The organism is Streptomyces sp. NPDC050263, assembly GCF_040655955.1.
Classification (GTDB): Bacteria; Actinomycetota; Actinomycetes; order Streptomycetales; family Streptomycetaceae; genus Streptomyces.
On record NZ_JBFAKW010000037.1, the window covers coordinates 48,260 to 68,010 of the forward strand.

11 protein-coding genes and 1 pseudogene are annotated in these 19,751 nt (G+C 69.7%); 11 read left to right on the top strand and 1 reads right to left on the bottom strand.

Going from position 1 to position 19,751, the window contains the following annotated elements; all coding sequences use genetic code 11:
- Window positions 1-62: 62 nt before the first annotated feature.
- The 10 genes and pseudogenes from AB0J04_RS18925 to AB0J04_RS18970 all read left to right on the top strand — a co-directional run bounded on the left by AB0J04_RS18925 (window position 63) and on the right by AB0J04_RS18970 (window position 15,684).
- Entirely contained in the window at window positions 63-1,931 is a 1,869-nt protein-coding gene (locus tag AB0J04_RS18925) for a glycoside hydrolase domain-containing protein (RefSeq protein ID WP_363169614.1), read from the top strand.
- Window positions 1,928-5,569 carry a beta-galactosidase gene (locus AB0J04_RS18930; protein ID WP_363169615.1) on the top strand — a complete coding sequence of 1,214 codons (3,642 nt, stop codon included), beginning with the start codon at window positions 1,928-1,930 and terminating at the stop codon, window positions 5,567-5,569. Before AB0J04_RS18925 ends, AB0J04_RS18930 begins: the two co-directional genes overlap by 4 nt.
- 80 nt (window positions 5,570-5,649) lie before the next feature.
- Window positions 5,650-6,267 (top strand): annotated as a pseudogene (locus tag AB0J04_RS18935) (beta-galactosidase); the annotation flags it as partial.
- Between the two features lie 6 nt (window positions 6,268-6,273).
- On the top strand, window positions 6,274-6,714 hold the full coding sequence (locus AB0J04_RS18940; protein ID WP_363169628.1) for an NPCBM/NEW2 domain-containing protein: 441 nt from the start codon (window positions 6,274-6,276) through the stop codon (window positions 6,712-6,714).
- Entirely contained in the window at window positions 6,714-8,831 is a 2,118-nt protein-coding gene (locus tag AB0J04_RS18945; RefSeq protein ID WP_363169616.1) for a GDSL-type esterase/lipase family protein, read from the top strand. The genes AB0J04_RS18940 and AB0J04_RS18945 overlap by 1 nt, the downstream gene beginning before the upstream one ends.
- 40 nt (window positions 8,832-8,871) lie before the next feature.
- Window positions 8,872-10,302 carry an alpha-L-fucosidase gene (locus AB0J04_RS18950; protein ID WP_363169617.1) on the top strand — a complete coding sequence of 477 codons (1,431 nt, stop codon included), beginning with the start codon at window positions 8,872-8,874 and terminating at the stop codon, window positions 10,300-10,302.
- A 5-nt stretch (window positions 10,303-10,307) separates the two neighbouring features.
- Window positions 10,308-11,237 (top strand): hypothetical protein, encoded by a 930-nt coding sequence (locus tag AB0J04_RS18955; RefSeq protein WP_363169618.1) that lies wholly within the window; start codon window positions 10,308-10,310, stop codon window positions 11,235-11,237.
- The gene (locus AB0J04_RS18960) at window positions 11,234-12,154 is read left to right on the top strand and encodes a beta-glucosidase (protein WP_363169619.1); all 921 of its coding nucleotides are present in this window, start codon (window positions 11,234-11,236) and stop codon (window positions 12,152-12,154) included. The genes AB0J04_RS18955 and AB0J04_RS18960 overlap by 4 nt, the downstream gene beginning before the upstream one ends.
- A gap of 20 nt (window positions 12,155-12,174) precedes the next feature.
- Window positions 12,175-15,282 (top strand): alpha-N-acetylglucosaminidase TIM-barrel domain-containing protein, encoded by a 3,108-nt coding sequence (locus AB0J04_RS18965; protein ID WP_363169620.1) that lies wholly within the window; start codon window positions 12,175-12,177, stop codon window positions 15,280-15,282.
- A gap of 183 nt (window positions 15,283-15,465) precedes the next feature.
- Window positions 15,466-15,684 carry a hypothetical protein gene (locus AB0J04_RS18970; protein ID WP_363169629.1) on the top strand — a complete coding sequence of 73 codons (219 nt, stop codon included), beginning with the start codon at window positions 15,466-15,468 and terminating at the stop codon, window positions 15,682-15,684.
- Window positions 15,685-15,914: 230 nt separating this feature from the next.
- Here the strand turns inward: AB0J04_RS18970 and AB0J04_RS18975 are convergent, their stop codons facing one another.
- Window positions 15,915-16,250: a hypothetical protein gene (locus AB0J04_RS18975; RefSeq protein WP_363169621.1), complete on the bottom strand. Its 336-nt coding sequence runs from the start codon at window positions 16,248-16,250 to the stop codon at window positions 15,915-15,917.
- Window positions 16,251-16,601: 351 nt separating this feature from the next.
- Here AB0J04_RS18975 and AB0J04_RS18980 point away from each other — a divergent pair, with 351 nt between their 5' ends.
- Window positions 16,602-19,625 carry an RICIN domain-containing protein gene (locus tag AB0J04_RS18980; RefSeq protein ID WP_363169622.1) on the top strand — a complete coding sequence of 1,008 codons (3,024 nt, stop codon included), beginning with the start codon at window positions 16,602-16,604 and terminating at the stop codon, window positions 19,623-19,625.
- The last annotated feature ends 126 nt before the right edge of the window (window positions 19,626-19,751 follow it).

A 19,751-nucleotide genomic window follows, 5' to 3' on the forward strand; every position in this document is an offset into this window, starting at 1 on the left:
TTCCCCCCAGAGGCCTGCCGGGGGCCGCCCCCGCACGTCCGTGAGAGAGGGAACCCAGCCCCATGGCACGTACGTCCTCAGCTGTCGCCGGCTTCGTCGCAGGCGTGGTCGTGGCCGCGAGCACTACCGCGATCGCCGTCACCGGTACGACGGCCACCGGCACCGACCTCAATTCCAAAGCCACCACCACCTGGCTGACCGTCAAGGTCGCCGACGCCATGGGCACCAGGGACACCATCACCTGGGTTCCCACCGGCTCCTTCGCCGGCTCCGCGGAGGAACGGGTCCCGCGCTACCCGATGACCGCCGTCGAGGGCAAGGACACCAAGGAACTGAAGCTCTCCGCCGTGCGCAACGAGCAGGTATCGGCGCAACTGGCGATCGCCTCCGGCCACAACCTCGACGACGTCACGGCCGTGGTCGGTGACCTCACCGGGCCCGGCGGCGCGAAGCTGTCCGGTGCCGACGCCCAGGTCCGGTTCGTCAAGTACGTGCCTGTGCAGCGCTCCAAGAGCGAGGTCGACTGGTCCGCCACCATCGACCAGGTCAGTTCCGGAAAGGAGGTGTCCGGCGACCGCAACCCCGACGTGGTCGGCGACGCACTGGAGGAGCGGGACTCCGTGGACGTGCCCGCGTACGCGGCGCAGCCGCTGTGGTTCACCTTCCGCATCCCCGAGAAAGCCAGACCCGGCACCTACACCGGCACGGTGAAGGTCGACGCCGACGGCCGCGCCCAGGCCAGTTATCCGCTGACCGTCGAGGTCGCCGACGCGAGCGTGCCCGACCCGGAGGACTACGACTTCTTCCTCGACGTGTGGGCCCAGCCGGAGACGATCGCCAAGAACCACGGCGTCAGGCTCTGGTCCGACCAGCACTGGAAGCTGATCGAGAAGTACGACCGCGACCTGGCCTCGCGCGGCCAGAAGGTCATCAACACCACCATCGTCGACAACCCCTGGCACCACCAGTGGTCGCTCGGCACCCGGGAGTCGCAGACGGCCACGCCGTACACCAGCATGGTGGGCTGGAGCTGGAACGGAAAGACGTTCTCCTTCGACTTCGGCCGCTGGGACAAGTATGTCCAGACCGCCCGACGCGCCGGTCTGGGGCCCGGCATCGGCGCCTTCTCCATGCTGGCGTTCCAGGACCAGGAGCACCTCACCTACACCGACACCAGCACCGGCAGAACCGTCTACGAGAACGTCGACCTGGGCGGCGACCGCTGGCGGAAGGCGTGGGGAGCGTTTCTTCCGGCCTTCGAGAAGCACCTGAAGGCGAAGAGCTGGCTGGAGGACACCTGGCTGTCCTTCGACGAGCGGCCCATCGACACCATGAGGGTCGTCAAGGACTTCGTCCACGAGGTCGCGCCGGTCTTCGACGGCCGTATCTCGGTGGCCGGTTCGATCAGCACCGAGGGCGTGGCGTCCAACCTGTCCGTCGACTGGGGCGGCATCGACGCGATGACGAAGGAGAAGGCGGCGGAGCGGCGCAAGGCCGGCAAGATCACGACCTTCTACGTGTACGGCTCGCCGGCGCACCCCAACACGCTGTCGTACTCGCCCGCCGTCGAGTCGCGAATGCTGCCGTGGATCTCCGCCCAGAGGAACCTGGACGGTTTCCTGCGCTGGTCGTACAACAGCTGGACCAGCGACCCCTTCAAGCAGCCGGTGCACATCTTCACGCAGGGCGACGAGTACCTCGTCTATCCGGGCAAGGACGGCCCGATGTCCAGCATCCGCTGGGAGCAGCTGAAGGAGGGCATCGAGGACTACGAACTCATCGCCCAGTTGCGGGACAAGGACGGCGGCGCCGACAGCGACGCGCTGACCGAGGCGCTCACCACCGCGACCCGGAACCTCGACGGCCGGACGAAGGACGTGGGCGACATCGAGACCGCGCGGGCGGCCGTCGTGAAGGGGCTGACGTCATGAGGGTGAAGGGGAAGTCCCTGCTGCTCGCCACGGCTCTGGCTGTCATGCCCCTGACCAGTGCACGTGTCGCAACCCCCGCCCAGGCCGAAGCGCAGGCCCCGGCCCCGCACACCGTCACCTACGACCAGTACTCCGTGCAGGTCGACGGCAAGCCCCTGTACCTCTGGGGCGCCGAGTTCCACTACTTCCGGCTGCCCAGCCCCGACGCGTGGCGCGACGTACTCCAGAAGATCAAGGCGGGAGGATTCAACGCGGTCTCGCTCTACTTCGACTGGGGCTACCACTCGGCCAAGCCCGGTTCCTACGACTTCACCGGCATCCGCGACGTGGAGCGACTGCTCGACGAGGCCGAGCGCGCGGGCCTGTACGTCATCGCCCGCCCGGGCCCGTACATCAACGCGGAGGTCTCCGGCGGCGGCATGCCCGCCTGGCGCAAGACACAGGCCGGCGTGAACCGCACCTCCGAGCCGGAGTACATGAAGGCGGCCCGGGAGTGGATGAGCCGCATCAACCCGATCATCGCGCGCCACCAACTCACCCGTGGCACAGGCAATGTGATCCTCTATCAGATCGAGAACGAGTACCAGGGCGGTCGACAGGACGCCGACTACATGCAGACCCTCATCGACTGGGCGCGTGCGGACGGCATCGACGTCCCGACCTTCGTCAACGACGGCGGCGCCAACCGGAACTGGGTCAGCGGAAAGGGCGCCCCGGACATCTACGGCTTCGACGCCTACCCGCAGGGCTTCGACTGCAAGGACCCCGACACCTGGAAGAACCTGCCCGACTATTCGTACGTCAACGCGTGGAAGCCCGAGTCCCCGCTGATCATCCCGGAGGCGCAGGGCGGCGCCTTCGACCCGTGGGGCGGCACCGGATACCAGGACTGCGCGAAACTCACCGGCACCGACTTCACCCGGGTGTTCAGCAAGATGAACATCGCCGCCGGGGTGAGCGGCCAGTCCTTCTACATGACGTACGGCGGCACCAACTGGGGCTGGCTCGCCGACCCCAACGCGGTCTACACGTCGTACGACTACGGGGCCCCGATCAACGAGTCCCGCCAACTGACGGACAAGTACCAGGAGTTCAAGCGCCTCGGGTACCTGGTCAACTCGGTGACCTCGCTGGCGCGCACGGACAAGGCGGAGGCGCCCGTCCCGTCGGACGACGCCCTGCGTGTCGACCGGCGCGTCAGCCCCGACGACGGCACCCAGTTCTTCACCGTCCGGCACGCCGACACTCGCGTGAAGGACAAGAACGAGACGACCCTTTCCCTGAAGGGCGCGGACGGCGACTATCCGCGTGTGCCCCAGCAGGGAACGATCACCGTCGACGGCCGGGACGCCAAACTCCTCGTAGCCGGTTACGACTTGAGCGAGAGTCAGCGGCTCGTCTACTCCACCTCGGAGATCATGACGCACGCCCGGATCGGCGACCGGGACGTGGCGCTGCTGTACGGGCGTGCGGGCGAGCCCGGTGAGACCGTGCTGCGGTACTCCGCGCGGCCCGAGGTGACCGTCCTCGACGGCGAGGTCACCACCGCCTGGGACGCCGAACGCGGCGATCTGCGCCTGGACTACACGCACAACGGCCTGGCCCGCGTGCTGGTCAACGGCCTGGAGCTGCTGATCGCCGACACCGCCGAGACCGCCCACTGGTGGCGGCAGGACACCGCAGCGGGCCCGGTTCTCGTGCGGGGCCCGTCCCTCGTCCGTACCGCCGAACAGGCCGGTGGCACCCTGAAGTTGACCGGCGATTCCACCAAGGCCGCGAAGCTCGAGGTCATCGCGGAGGCCAAGAAGGTGACGTGGAACGGCCGCAAGGTCTCCGTCACCCAGGCGCCGCGCCCGGTCCAGCTGCCCGCGCTGACGACCTGGAAGTACAAAGAGGAGGCGCCGGAGGCCGCCCCGGACTTCGACGACACCACCTGGACCACCGCAGACCACCTCACCGCCGACAACCCTGAACTGGCAGGGTCGTTGCCGGTCCTCGCGATGGACGAGTACGGCTACCACCACGGCGACGTCTGGTACCGCGGCCGGTTCAGGACCACCGGTGCCGCGACCGCGCTCGCACTCGACGCCAGGACCGGTGCCACCGGCCAGTACGCGGTCTGGCTGGGCGGCCGCTACCTCGGCAGCTCCGGCAGCGGCGCGCACACCTTCGGCATCCCGGCGGACACGCTGAAGGCCGGCGGGGACAACGTCCTCTCCGTCCTTGTGGAGAACGCGGGCCACAACGAGGAATGGGGCCACGACTACTCCAAGGAGCCGCGCGGTCTGCTCGGCGCCGAGGTGATCGGCGGGGCCTCGACCCTCACCTGGAAGATGCAGGGCAACCGGGGCGGCGAGGATCCGGTCGACACCGCCCGCGGCCCTTACAACAACGGCGGGCTGTACGGGGAGCGGGCCGGCTGGTCGCTCCCGGGATACCCCGACGCCGGCTGGAAGAACACCGCTCTCTCTCAGCAGACGGGCAGAACCGGGCCCGGCGTGCGCTGGTACCGCACCTCCGCCCGGCTCGACCTGCCGCAGGGCCAGGACAACGCGCTCGCACTCGATCTGGCCAACGACGGCAGCACCGGCTACCGCGCCCAGATCTTCGTCAACGGCTGGCTGGTCGGCCGCTACCTGCCGGACATCGGACCCCAGACGCGGTTCGTCATCCCCAAGGGCATCCTGCGCGAGCAGGGCGCCAACACCATCGCCCTGGCCGTGTGGTCCACCGAGGCCGGTGCGGGCCCGGGTTCGGCGAAGTTCGTCGACCTCGGCGCCTCGGCGGGCGGGATCAAGGCCGGTACGGTGGCCGCGCCCTCGTACGACGCCAAGACGTACGCCATGCCGACCGCGGGCGCCCGTGTCACCGTCGACGCCGAGCCGTTCCTGAGCACCGGCACCGCCGCCAAGGTCCCCGTCACCCTCAGCGTGCCGAAGGACGCACCGACCGCCCGGAACGTCGAGCTCGCGCTGAGGGTCCCGGACGGCTGGGGCGCCACCACCGACGACGCCACCCGTTTCGACCGGGTCCGGCCCGGTGACACGGTGACCGCCGCCTACACCGTCACCCCGCCCCGCGACCCCGTCCACTACACCGTCCTGTCCGCGACCGCCGACCTCACCCAGCCCGGCCGTCCCGGCACGGTCACCGGTGTACGGGCCGTGCAGGTGCCACCGCCGGGGCTGTCCGCCGACTCCTATGTGAGCGACCTGACCCTGGTCACGGCGGTCAACGGCTGGGGCCCGGTGGAAAGGGACGCCTCCAACGGGGAGTCCGTGGCCGGCGACGGACGCCCCCTGAGCATCGGCGGCACCACCTACGCCAAGGGACTCGGCGTACACGCGAACAGCCGGATCCGGGTCTATCTCGGCGGCGGCTGCACCCGCTTCACCGCCACGGCCGGGGTGGACGACGAGGTCGGTGACAGCGGCAGCGTCTCCTTCCAGGTGATCGCCGACGGCCACTCCCTCACCACGACCCCGGTGGTGCACGGCTCCGACGGCGGCACCGGAATCGACGTGGACGTGACCGACGCCCGCTGGCTGGACCTGCTGGTCGACGGGGACGGCGATGTCTCGACGGACCACGCCGACTGGGCCGACGCCAAACTGGCCTGCACGGGAGGCACCTCGTGAACCTCGCCCGCATCGGACGAGTGCGAACCGTACTGGCCGGAGCGTTGGCCGCCGCGCTGCTCGCGATCCTGACCGTGGCGGTGCCCGCCCCCGCCACCGCCACCGTCCCGGCCGCCGCAGCCGCCAACCCCACACCCCACACGGTCAGTTACGACAAGTACTCCGTCAAGGTCGACGGCGAGCGGCTCTTCGTCTGGTCCGGTGAGTTCCACTACTGGCGGCTCCCCAGCCCCGACCTGTGGCGCGACGTGCTGCAGAAGATCAAGGCGAGCGGCATGAACGCCGTCTCGATCTACTTCGACTGGGGCTTCCACTCCCCGGCGAAGGACCGTTACGACTTCACCGGTGTCCGTGACGTCGACAAGCTCCTCGACATGGCCGAGGAGGCCGGGCTTTGCGTCATCGCCCGGCCGGGCCCGTACATCAACGCCGAGACGGACGGCGGAGGCTTCCCCGGCCGGCTGATGACGCAGAAGGGACAGGCCCGCTCCACCGACCCCGAATACCTCGACGCCGCCCGCGAGTGGCTCAGGGAGATCGACGGGATCCTCGCCCGCCGCCAGGTCACCGACGGCACCGGACCGGTGCTGCTCTACCAGGTCGAGAACGAGTTGTACGACCCCGAAGGCCGCGACTACATCGTCGAACTGTCCAAGCAGGTGCGGGCCGACGGCATCACCGTGCCCCTGGTGGGCAACGAGCCGATGACGCAGTACGCGGGCGGCGAGGGCCTGGACTTCGTCGGCGAGCTGGACCAGTACAACTCCTTCTGCAAGGGCGAGTGGTGGCTGCCACTCACTCTCCACGACACCGAGTACGAAAAGGGCCTCGGCACCGACGCCGCCGGCAGCGTGCAGGTGTGGCTCGGCGGCACCTGCACCACCTTCCACGCCGCGCTCGGCCTCGACCAGGAGACCTATGGCCGGTCCGACGGCCCGGCCACCGTCGCCTACACCGTCCTCGCCGAGGAAACCCCCGTCCACGAGAGCGGCACCGTCGACCGGGACACCGCGACGAAGAAGATCGACGTCGACGTGACAGGCGCGCGCCGGCTCGAACTCGTCGTCGCGGACGCCGGGGACGGCAACGCCCTCGATCACGCCGACCGGGCCGACGCCAAGCTGACCTGTGGGGACGGTTCCTGATGTCCCTGCCAAGAAGATGCGCCTCCCTCGCGGCCGTCCTGGCGGCCCTCCTCCCGGCGACTCCAGCCTCGGCCGGGGTTCCGCAGCAGGACTGGACGGGGACCTGGGCGACCGCGCAGCACGCCTCGTACGACCCGGGCGCCTCGGAGGTGACCGTGCGGATCCCGGTGCACGTCAGCGCGGGCGGGACGAGCGTCCGGATCCGGTTGACCAACGAGTTCACCGACCAGCCGGTGACGATCGGACACGCGACCGTGGGGCGGCGCGCGAGCGGCTCGTCAGTGTCCGGCCGCCCGCGCGATCTCACGTTCGGCGGGAAGAGGGACGTGACGATCCCGGCCGGGGGGCAGGCAGCGAGCGACGGGGTACGGATTCCCGTCGCGGCCCGTGGCGATCTGGTGGTCAGCCTGTACTTCCCCGGCAGGCTCACCCACGTCAGCCAGCACTGGATGGGCCTCCAGACCGTCTACTGGACGCCCGACGGCAGCGGCGACCACGCCGGGGACGCCGGCGGCGACGCGTTCACCACGACCGACTCCACCTTCCCGTTCCTCACCGGTGTCGACGTGCGGGGTGGACCCGCGCAGAGCTCCGTCGTCGCGCTCGGCGACTCCATCACCGACGGCGCCTCCTCCACCTCGGACGCCAACCGGCGCTGGCCCGACTACCTGGCGGCCCGGCTGTCGGCCTGTACCTCCCCCGCCGGAGTACTGAACGCGGGCATCAGCGGTAACCGCATCACGGCCGGGACCGACGGCAACCCCTCGGCACCGGAGCGGCTGGAGCGCGATGTGCTGTCCCAGCCGGGAGCCCGGACGGTGATCCTCTTCGAGGGCGTCAACGACCTCAGCTGGGGCGGCGCCACCGGCGACCAGGTGATCGGCGGTATGAAGGAGATCGCGCGGCGGGCCCACGCCCGTGGGCTGCGGGTGATCGGCGCGACCGTGGTCCCGTACCGGGGCTGGGGCGACTACTGGACCGAGGCCAAGGAGGCCGACCGGCAGCAGGTCAACGCGTTCGTGCGCGACGGCGGCGTCTTCGACGGCTACGCCGACTTCGACAAGGCGGTACGGGATCCGGACGATCCCACCCGGTACGCCGCCGCGTTCGACTCCGGTGACCATCTGCATCCCAACGACACCGGGATGAAGGCGTTCGCCGACGCGGTCGACCTCGCCGGTCTCGGGGCGGCCCGCGGTTGTCCCTCGGCCCGCGTCCGGCTCACCCCGTACCGCCCGGGTCTCCAGGCCGGCCGTGCCACGGAGATCACCGCGACGGTCACCAACACCGGCGCAAAGGCGGTCACCCGGGTCACCACCGGGCTGCGCCTGCCGGCCGGCTGGACCGCCGAGGCGGAGGGAATGTCGGGCACCGACTCCCTCGCCCCTGGCGGGAGTCACGCCGTCACCTGGCGCGTCACCCCGTCTGCCGACGCGGCATGGGGGCCGTACGACATCGGTGTGGGCACCTCCTTCCGGCAGGGCGGCCGGACGCGCCACGACACCGACAGGGTGACCGCCGACGTCACCCCCGTCCCGTCCCCCGTCCAGCCCCCGTACCGGACGTTCGCCACTGCCGAGGACGCCCAATACGCCCAGAGCGGAGGCCAGTTCGCGATCTGGGCAGGTGGTCGGGACCTGGCCGGCTGGACGGACGAGAAGGCCGCCGTCCATGTGCCGGACGCCGTACCCGCCTCGGGCGGCCTCGCCGCCCGCCTCGTCGGCCAGACCGGCAGCGGCCCCTCCGCCAAGGCCGGGATCGCCGTCGCCAACGACCTGACCGCCCCGGAGAACGGTGGATACGCGGTGCTGACCATGTCCAAGTCGTACGGCGTGGAGTTCATGACCGACAGCGACGGCGACGGGCACCTCGACACCTGGGCGGGCGGCGGCGCCTCGTACCACCCGGCCTGGCTCAGGCTCACCCGCGACGGCACCGCCTACACCGCGTACGCCAGTACCGACGGCATCGTCTGGCAGCGGATCGGAACCGCGACCGTGCCGTCCGCCGCCGACGACGCCGGCCTCGACGCCGGGATGGTCGCGAGCGCGGTCAACCTCGACCACCCCGGCCAGACCACCACAGCCGTATTCGACTCCTTCGCGACCACCGACTGAGCGACCACCGACTGAGTGACCACCGACTGAGAGGCCTCCCGTGAACGTCAGCCGTAGACGCTTCCTGACCACGGCCACTGCTCTCGGCTCAGCAGTGCTGCTGGCCCCACCCGGCGCCGCCCAGGCGATCACCGGCGGCATCCCCGACTACGAGCCCACCAGGGCGTCCCTCGACGCCCACCCCGTACCGCGCTGGTACAAGGACGCCAAGTTCGGCATCTTCGTCCACTGGGGCGTCTACTCGGTCCCGGCCGGCTCCGCCCGACAGATGGCCGCCGAGTGGTATCTCTGGTACCAGAGCTTCAACACCGATCCCACCTGGAAGTACCACCGCGACACCTACGGCCAGGACTTCCTCTACGACGACTTCATCCCACAGTTCACGGCCGAGAACTACGACCCGGACGCCTGGGTGCGGCTGTTCGAGCAGGCGGGTGCCGAGTACTTCACGCTGACCAGCAAGCACCACGACGGATTCGCCCTGTGGCCGAGCAAGGTGACGGACCGTCACTCCGGGAACCACGGCCCGAAGCGTGACCTGGTCGGCGAGCTGATGACGGCCGCGCGCAGGCGCGGCACGGTACGGCCCGGCCTGTACTACTCGCTCGGCGAGTTCTTCAACCCGGCGATCGGGCGGCCGATGAAGAACTTCTACACCGGTGCAGAGGTCCCGATGACCGGCTACCGGCCGGTCGACGACTACATCGGCGACTACGAACTGAAGCAGCTGTACGAGATCGTCGACCGCTACGACCCGGAACTGCTGTGGGCGGACGGCCAGTGGTTCCGGCCGACCGGCGAACCGCCGTGGCGCAGCGAGGAGCCCATCTCCCACTACTACAACCAGGCCAAGAACCGCAGAAGGCCGAAGGGGGTCGTGGTCAACGACCGCTTCGACACGCACTTCGACTTCGCGACCTACGAACAGCGCACCAACCCCACGATGGACCCCCAGAAGTGGGAGTGCTGCATCACGATGGGCTACTCCTGGGGCTACAACAAGTTCGAGATCGAGGAGGACTACAAGACCTCCGAATTCCTCGTCCATCTGCTCGCCGACGTCACCAGCAAGAACGGCAACCTGCTGCTCAACATCGGGCCGAAGCCGGACGGCACCATTCCCGACGTGATGCAGCGGCGCCTGCTGGACATCGGCGCCTGGCTGAAGGTCAACGGGCCCGCGATCTACGGCTCGACGCCCTGGGTGCGGGCCGAGGAGGAGGGCAGCGCCTTCGGCATCCGCTACACGGTCACCCCGGGCAAGTTCAACATCATCGTGCTGGGCGCCCCCAGCGGCACCCTCTCCGTGCCCGCGGACATCCCTCTTTCCGCGACCTCGCGGATCCGGCTGCTCGGCCACAACCGCCCGCTGAAATGGTCCCGTTCCGACGGCAAGGTGCACATCACCGTCCCGGACACCCTGCCCAGCGAGCTCGCCAACACCTTCACGGTCGACTGGGAACGGCGGTGAGCGGCGTGAGCACGCGAACGGGCACCCTGGGCCCCACCCTCACCGTCGCCACCGAACCCGCCGAACCGGCGGCCGGTGACGCGGTCACCGCCACCGCCGTCCTCGTCAACGACTGCCCGTTCCCGTTGCGCGGCGCCGTCCTGTACCTGGTCGACCCGGGCGCGACGACCGCCGCACGCACCATCCCGCTCGGTGATCTGCGCCGCGGCGCGAAGGTCACCCGCAGCTGGCGCACGTCCATGCCGGCCGACGTCGCCGGGGACATCGCGTTCACCGCACACCTCCTCTTCGACGTGGACGGGCGCAGCGCCGACTGCGCGCGGTCCGCGAAGACCGTCAGCGTGCCCTACGAGCCGAACGGGGTGCGGGACCCGTACCGGACGTTCGCGACCACCGACGACGCCCGATTCGGCCAGTACGGCAGCCAGTTGGTCATCTGGGCGGGCGGCGGTGACCTGTCCGGCGGCCGTGACGAGAAGGGCGGCATCCTCCTTCCCGGCTCCGTCGCCGCGTCGGGCTCGGTGCAGGTCAAAACGGTCGGCCTCAGCGGGAGCGACAACCCCAGTGCCAAGTACGGGATCGCCGTCGCCAACGACCTGAACGCCCCGGAGAAGGGCGGCTACGCCGTGCTCACCATGTCGAAGTCGTACGGCCTGGAGTTCATGACCGACAGCGACGGCGACGGGCACCTCGACACCTGGGCCGGCGGCGGCGCTTCCGCCCACCCCGCCTGGCTGCGCCTGGTCCGCTCCGGTACCGCCTACACGGCGTATTCCACCACCAACGGCCTCGCCTGGAACGAGATCGCCAGTGCCACCGTGCCCTCCGCGAACGGCGCCCTGGACGCCGGCGTGGTGGCGAGCGCAGTGAACCTCAACCATCCCGGTACGACGGTCCGGGCCGTGTTCGACCGCTTCACCGTGGAGGAGTCGTGAACGCCTACCCCGAGAGCACCTACCGCCCCGAGGAGGACTTCCTCGCGCCGCCCGTCTCGCTCACGGTCACCCCGCCCGCCCCCGACGCGGGCCAGGCAGTGGCCCTGACGGCCACCCTGACCAACACCACCGGGATCGTCCTGCGCGGCACCGTGCTCCATCTCGCCGTGGACGGCGCCGGGAAACCCGACAGCCTGGGCAGCCTCGCGCCCGGACGGTCGGTGACCCGCACCTGGCGGACCCGGCTCGCCGAGGACGCCGAGGGCCGGATCGTGTTCACCGCGCACGCCCTTTTCGACGTGCACCGCCACGGCTCCGACTGCACCCGCGCCAGTTCCTCCGTCCTGCTGCCGTACCGCTCGCTGCCCGGTGCCTTCGACAATGCGGGGATCGCCTCCGACGACGCCCTCACCGTCGCGAACATCGACGGCTCGAACTCCAGTCTGTCCGCCGAAGCCCTGGCGTCGGTGGGGCTGACTCCGGGTGCCACGGCCACCTACGACGGGGTGCCCTTCACCTGGCCGGACACCCGGCCCGGGAGCAAGGACAACGTCGTCTCCTCCGGCCAGACCGTATTGCTGTCCGGTTCCGGTTCCCGGCTGTCCTTCCTCGGTACCAGCACCTGGGGCGAGGGCAAGGGCGACGGCAAGGTCGTCTACGCCGACGGCACCGAGCAGGCGTTCCCGGTCGCCGTCCCCGACTGGTACGGGGCGAACTCCTCCGCCGCGGTGGTGCTGCCGTACCGCCACATCGCCACCGGCCGGGACGACACCCCCGTCAGCCTTTTCACCTTCGGCGTCGATCTGGCGGCCGGCAAGGAGCTGCGCTCCCTGGTCCTGCCCCAGGTCAGCGACGGCCTCCAGTCGGGCGTCCCCGCCCTGCACATCTTCGCCATGACGCTCGTGACGAGCAACTGAGCTCTCCCGGAAGGACGTTCATGCACGACAAACGAGGCGACCTCGGCATCATCGGCATCACAGGTGTCACCCGCAGACGGATCCTCACGGGTGCGGTGGCGCTGGGCGGCGCCGCGCTGCTGACCCGCCCGCAGGGCGCGTACGCGGCCGGCGGCGCCCTGTTCGACACAGCTCCCGCCGCAGCCGCGCTGAAGCGTCTGCTTCCCGGCCACCACCGGCAGTTCACCCTGCGGGCCGTCGACGACGAAACCGACCGCTTCCGGGTCACCGGCCGGGCCGGACACATCACGGTGGAGGGCACCAGCCCCGCCGTGCTGCTCGCGGGACTCCACACCTACCTGCGGCGGACCGCGCACGCCTCCGTCTCCTGGACCGGCGAGCAGCTGAACCTGCCCCGCACCCTCCCCGCGCCCGCCGAGGAGATCACGGGAACGGCCGACGTGCCGCACCGCTTCGCCTTCAACGACACCAACGAGGGCTACACCGGCGCCTACCGCGACTGGGACGCCTGGCAGCACGAACTGGACGTGCTGGCCGTGCACGGAGTCAACCGGGTCCTCGTCTACATCGGCGGCGACGCGGTGTACTACGACACCTTCCGCCGCTTCGGCTACTCCGACGCCGCGCTGCGCGCCTGGATCCCGGCCCCCGCCCACCAGCCCTGGTGGCTGCTGCAGAACATGTCGGGTTTCGGCGGGCCGGTCTCCCGGCAGCTCATAGAGCGACGTGCCGCCCTCGCCGAGAAGATCGTCGACCGGATACGCGACCTGGGCATGACGCCGGTCCTGCCGGGCTACTACGGCACCGTCCCGGACGACTTCCCTGCCCACCACGGCGGGGACGCCGCGGTGGTGGCGCAGGGCACCTGGGGCGCCTTCAAACGCCCCGACTGGCTCGACCCCCGCACCACGGCCTTCGACGACGTGGCCGCCGCCTTCTACCGGGCCCAGACGGAGCGGTTCGGCGACAGCACGATGTACAAGATGGACCTGCTGCACGAGGGCGGTAACCCCGGTGACGTGCCGGTGGGCGAGGCCGCGACGGCCGTCGAGACGGCGCTGCAGAAGGCCCACCCGGGGGCCGTCTGGGCGATCCTCGGCTGGCAGACCAACCCGTCCAAGGCGCTGCTCGACGGCGTCGACAAGAGCCGGATGCTGATCGTGGACGGTCTGTCGGACCGCTACACCACCGTCACCGACCGGGAGAGCGACTGGGACGGCACCCCGTACGCCTTCGGCAGCATCTGGAATTTCGGCGGCCACACGCCGATGGGCGCCAACGCCCCGGACTGGGTGGAGCAGTACCCCAAGTGGCGTGAGAAGGAGGGCAGTTCGCTCGCCGGTATCGCGGCGATGCCGGAGGCCGCCGACAACAACGCACCCGCCCTCGCGCTTCTCACCGACCTGGCCTGGACGCCCGGCACCATCGACCTGGACGACTGGTTCGCCGCGTACGCCCTCTCCCGCTACGGCGGCCTCGACCGGCACGCCGCCGCGGCCTGGCAGACAATCCGCGACACCGCGTACAACATGTCCCGCGCGGACGCCTGGAGCGAGGCACCCGACGGCCTGTTCGGTGCCCGTCCGAGCCTGACGGCGAACAAGGCCGCCGCCTGGGGCCCGGAGAAAGACCGCTACGACACCACGGCCTTCGACGCCGCACTCACCGAACTCCTGGCCGTAAGCGCGAAGTTGAGGGACAGCTCGGCCTACCGGTACGACGTTGTCGACGTGGCCCGGCAGATCCTGTCCAACCGCAGCCGGGTCCTGCTGCCACAGATCAAGGCCGCGTACGAGGCCGGGGAGAAGGCCCTGTTCGGCAGGCTGACCCGAACCTGGCTGGAGTGGATGGACCTCCTCGACGACCTGCTGGCGTCCTCCGGCCCGCACCTGCTCGGACGGTGGCTCGCCGACGCGCGCTCCTGGGGCGCCGACCGGGCCGAGAAGGACCGCCTGGAATACGACGCCCGCTCCCTCATCACCACCTGGGGCGGACGCGCCAGCAGCGACGAGGGCCTGCACGACTACGCGAACCGAGAGTGGGCGGGGCTGGTCGGCGGCCTGTACCGCACCCGCTGGAAGACGTACTTCGACGCGCTGGCCAGTGGAAAGGACCCGGCGACGATCGACTGGTTCGCCCTGGAGGACCGCTGGGCGCACGCGCACGAGACGCACCCGACCGAGCCCCACGGGTCCCCGTACGCCCTGGCCCGCCGGGTGCGTGACCTGCTCGCCGCCACTCCCCATCAGGCCGTCCTCACCGCGGGGGCCGACCGGGGAGCGGTGACCGAAGGCACACCCGCGACGGTGACGGTCACCTTCACCAACAGGAACGGCTTCGCGACGGCGCGCGGCGTGACCCTCTCCGTCACCGTCCCCGAGGGCATGACGGTGAAGCCGCTCGACCCGGTGCGCACGGCGACGGTGGCGTCCGGCGAGACGCTCACCGCTCGCTTCGAAGTCTCCCTTGCGGGTGATCCGACGCAACTGGTCGGCCGGGTCGTCGCAGCGGCGGCGTACGGGGGCGGCGGGAAGGCCGTCGTGCCGGTACGGCTGGTGGCCGCGGCCGGGGTCGGCGACCCCTACCGCACGGTCTCCTACAACGATGCCGTGTTCGGCCAGGCCGGCGACGAGATCGCCGTCGAGGGCGCCGGGGCCGACCTGTGGGGCGCCACCAACGAGTTCGGGTCGGTGTACCGGGCGGGCGCGTACGGCGACGGAACCGTGGCCGAGGTGACGGTCACGTCCCAGGACGCGACCGGGGGCTGGGCACGGGCGGGCCTCGTCGTCCGCAACGACCTGGGCACTCAGGGGAGCGCGGGCTATGTGAACCTGGCGGTCACGCCGTCCAACGGCTGCGCGCTGAGCTGGGACGCCGACGGCGACGGCCGTTTCGACTCGATCGCGCTGTCGAACTCCTTCACCGCGCCGGTGCGGCTGCGGCTGACCAGGTCCGGCGCCTCGTACACCGGGGAGGTCAACACGGACGGCGTCACCTGGACGACGGTGGGCACGGCCACGCCGGGAGGCGCAGTCGCCACACAGGACGTCGGGGTCTTCATGACCGCGGCCAACGGCTGGACCGGCGCACGGGGCATCGCCACGTTCGACGGATTCACGGTGTCCTGATCTCCGTGACCACGACGGCCACGCCCCCGCCCCGACATCCGGGCCGTTCCCGGGCCGACGACCGCCGCTTCCCTCGCAATGTGCTGTTGCCCCCGGTCAACGACATGGGCTTCGCCCAGACACAGAAGGGCAAGATCGAAAGTGACCCGGGCGTCCGTCTTCCGTGGTACTCGGACAACTATCGTGAGGCGGTGCCTGCCGACCAGTTCGACGTCGCCCGAACGGACTGCGCTGGAAGGCCTGGGGCACCGCTTCGCCGTCGCCCCCAGCACCTTCACGCCCTCTCCCGAGATCGGGGCCGTGGCGGCGCTGGAGTTCCTGCCGGACGGGAGGGTGGAGGCCGTCGCCGAGCCGAAGCGGCGGGGTGGCGGTTCTGCGATGGTGGTACGCGAGAGCCGCTGATGGTGTCGGGTGGCGCACGGCTCGGCCGGGCGGCACCCGCGTACGACCGCGTCGCGGCGAACACGCGCCGCTGCTTCGGCGACCCTGCCAGGGCCTGTCGTTCGGATCACGCCTGGGCCGCGGGGCTCGGCACCCACATCCGCGGTCGTCAGGCGCCGTAGCCCGAAGTCTGCTCGATCCGAACGACAGGCCCTGGCTGCCGATGAAGCGGCAGGCCGCCACTGATGTGGTCAGTGCGTCGAACCTCCGCGGATTCCATCCCCCGTGAGGGCTGCCCACCGTTCGAGTCGATGGGCGACGGTGTCGGCGGGCAGACGCATCGCCAGGGCGCTCCGGGCGATCTGCATGTCCGACTGCGCGAAGGCCACCACGGTCTCCGTCAAGTGCGGATGTCGCCGCCCGACGGCAGTCGCGTGCGCCACCAGCGTGGGGAAGTCCCCGAGTGACTCCATGGCCGAGTCCTCCACCGTGCCGAGCAGTTCCGAGGCGGCCATGGCCGAGATCGGGATGTCCGTACTCCTTCCGGCCGATGCCCAGGACATCATGGAGCTCGGCTTCCACGGCATCGCGCCCTCCAGGTTCTGTGGGCTGCGGACCGGCCTCAAGCCGGCCACGGACGTCGTGGACGGGGGAGCATCGCGACGGTGCGCTCCGAACTCGTCGCCCCTGAAAGGAAGCCCGCGGCAGTCCGTTGAGCCTCGCAGTCCACCGTGAGCGCGTTCCCGTCGCTTCGGACCGCAGCTCGGCCGATCGCCCGGATCAGATCCGACCCTCTCCGTTTACAGCGCTTTAGATCGTCGCCGTCCAATCTATTGACTTCCTGTGAGCCATGTCAGTACCGTCACGCAGCATTTCGAACAACGTTCGCAATTTCGAACATCGAACCATCGCATGAGTGCCCAATGGAGGACACCTCTATGCGTTACCCCCTCAGACGCAGCAGCCGCGCGCTGGCCGCCCTGTGCTGCTCGGTACTGTCCGTCAGCCTGCTGAGCGCCGGCCCGGGAGCGAGTCCGGCCCAGGCCGCCGACGACCCCAACGCCGTCGCACTGGACAAGGACGCGATCCTCGCCGCCAACCAGCTCGACGAGCGGCAGTGGTACAAGGACAACATCCCGTTCCTCGACACCCCCGACAACGACATCGACGAGGTCTACTACTACCGGTGGAGCACCTTCAAGCGTGCGCTGCGCTATACGGTGCCGGGCACCGGGTACGTGTCGACCGAGTACGACGTGCCGATCGGGTACGCCGGGAACCCGTACACCGCTCTGCCGGACGCGACCGGCTATCACCTGCTGGACGGGCGCTGGCTGCACAACCGCGACTACGCGGGTGACTACCTGGACTTCTGGCTGCGCGGGGCGGGAAACTCGGGCGCGCGGAACTTCAGCGAGTGGATCACAAGCGCCGCGTACCAGCGCTATCTGGTCACCGGTGACGCCGCGCAGATCAAGTCGGCGCTCCCCCACCTGATCGCCCTCTACAAGCGGTGGGACTCGAACTTCGACACCGACGTCACGGTGAACGGCACACAGTCCTCCAGCGACCTGTTCCACCAGACCCCGCTGTCCGACGCCACGGAGTACACCGAGACGTCGATGCACAGCAGCAACTGGTTCAGCGGCGGCCGGGGTTACCGGCCGACCATCAACGCGTACATGTTCAGCGCGGCCCAGGCGATCAGCAAGATCTCCACGCTGAACGGCGACACGGCGACCGCGAACGAGTACGACGCCAAGGCCGCGCAGCTGAAGGCCGCCGTGCAGAACTCGCTGTGGGATCCACAGCGCCAGTTCTTCATGCAGGTCTACAACACGGACAACACCAACGGCGCACTGAAGCAGACCCGCACGACCTGGCGCGAGGCGATGGGCTACGCCCCCTGGGCGTTCAACCTCCCCGACGCGCAGTACTCGTCGGCATGGAAATACCTGACGGACTCCAAGCGGTTCGGGGCGGCGTTCGGGCCCACGACGCTGGAGCGGGTGCACGACTACGAGGCCGAGCAGGCCGCCGTCACCCACGCGAACACCTTCAACGCTACGACCGCCTCCAACGGCAAGTACATTGGGCAGATCGACTTCGCCGACAGTGACGTCACCTTCACCGTGGACGCGCCCGGCAACGGCACGTACCCGGTGACCGTCCACTACGCCAACGGCACCACCAGCACGTCGACCCACAACCTCGTCGTGAACGGCGCCACCGCCAGCCCGATCACCGTCAGTTACGCCCCCACCGGCAGCTGGGGGCAGTTCTCGGAGTCGAAGTCCGTCACCGTGCAGGTCCCCATGAAGACCGGGGCCAACACGCTGAAGTTCACCAAGGGGACGGGCTTCGCCGAGCTCGACCGGATCGCCACGAACCCCTACTTCAACTACCAGGCGATCCCCGCCTCCCAGCAGCGCGACGACGCCAACTGCTGCCACTGGAACGGCCCGAGCTGGCCGTACCAGACCAGCCAGATCCTGACCGGCCTGGCGAACCTGCTCCAGGACTACCCCGCGCAGAACTTCGTGACCAAGGCCGACTACCAGACGATGCTGGCCCGGTTCGCCGACCTCCAGCACAAGGACGGCAAGCCCTACATCGCCGAGGCCGCCAACGGTGACACCGGCGAGTGGATCTACGACGGGTTCAACTTCAGCGAGCACTACAACCACTCCAGCTTCAACGACCTGGTGCTCTCCGGTCTGCTGGGCATCAAGCCACAGGCGAACAACACACTGGTGCTGAAGCCGCTGGTCCCGTCCGGCTGGGACTGGTTCGCGGTGGAGAGCCTCCCCTACCACGGGCACACCTACTCGATCCGCTGGGACCGCGACGGCACGCACTACGGCAAGGGCAGCGGCCTGCAGATCTTCCAGGACGGGGTACGCATCCACCAGTCCTCCACGGTCGGCAACACCACGGTGAACGTGGCCGCCCCCGTCACCCCGGCACAGCCCGCACGGATGGTGAACGTGGCCGCCAACCCGCTCACCGCCGAGCAGGACTGGCTGGGCCGCACGGTCACCCAACCCTTCCCGAAGGCCTTCGCCTCCTACACCAACACCGTCTCCAACGGCCCGCACTGCCACAGCGGCCAGACCTGCAAGCCCACCACCTTCGACGCCCCGCTACGGGCCACCGACGGCTGGATCCGCTACGACAAGATCCCCGACGACCGGTGGACCAACTCGGGCTCACCGAACGCCACCGACCACCTCGGGGTCGACTTCGGAGCGCCCCGCAAGATCAACGAGGTGAAGTTCTACACCTACGACGACGGCGCGAACATCCGCGTCCCGGCGAGCTACACCGTCCAGTACCTGAACAACGGCTCGTGGGTGAACGTCCCGAACCAGACGAAGAGTCCGGCCGGCCCGGTGGCCAACAACCCCAACGAAGTGACCTTCCCGATGATCACGACCTCCCAGTTCCGGGTCGTCTTCACCCCGCAGGCGGGCAAGTTCGTCGGCGTCACCGAGCTGGAGTCCTGGTACCCCGAGACACCACGGGTCAAGATCACCAACAAGAACAGCAACCTGGAACTCGGCATCGACGGCTCCTCCATCGCCCCCGGAGGCGCCGTACAGCAGCAGACCGCCAGTACCAGCGCCAACCACTGGTGGAAGATCGTCCCCGCCGAGAACGGCTACTACAAGATCTTCAACACCAACAGCGGACAGGTCCTCGGCATCAAGGACGCCTCCACGGCCGCCGGGGCCACCACGCTCCAGTGGGGTGACACCCTGACCGCCGACCACCTCTGGTCGATCGTCGACGCCGGCGGCGGTTACGCCAAACTCGTCAACAGGAACAGCGGCAAGGTGCTCGGCATCCAGAACATGTCCACCTCCTCCGGTGCCCAGGCCCTGCAATGGGACGACACCGGCACGGACGACCATCTGTGGCGCATCGCCACGGAGGACGGTTCCACACCGTTCACCTCCTGACCGGACGTGCCCCCCCGGCCGGCCCCCCGGGCGCGGCGGGCCGGGCCGGGGGGCCGGGACTCGTGTATAAACCACAACCCAAGAGCACCGGAGTAAAAGGCACACCCGGAAAGCGCCGGGACGGAA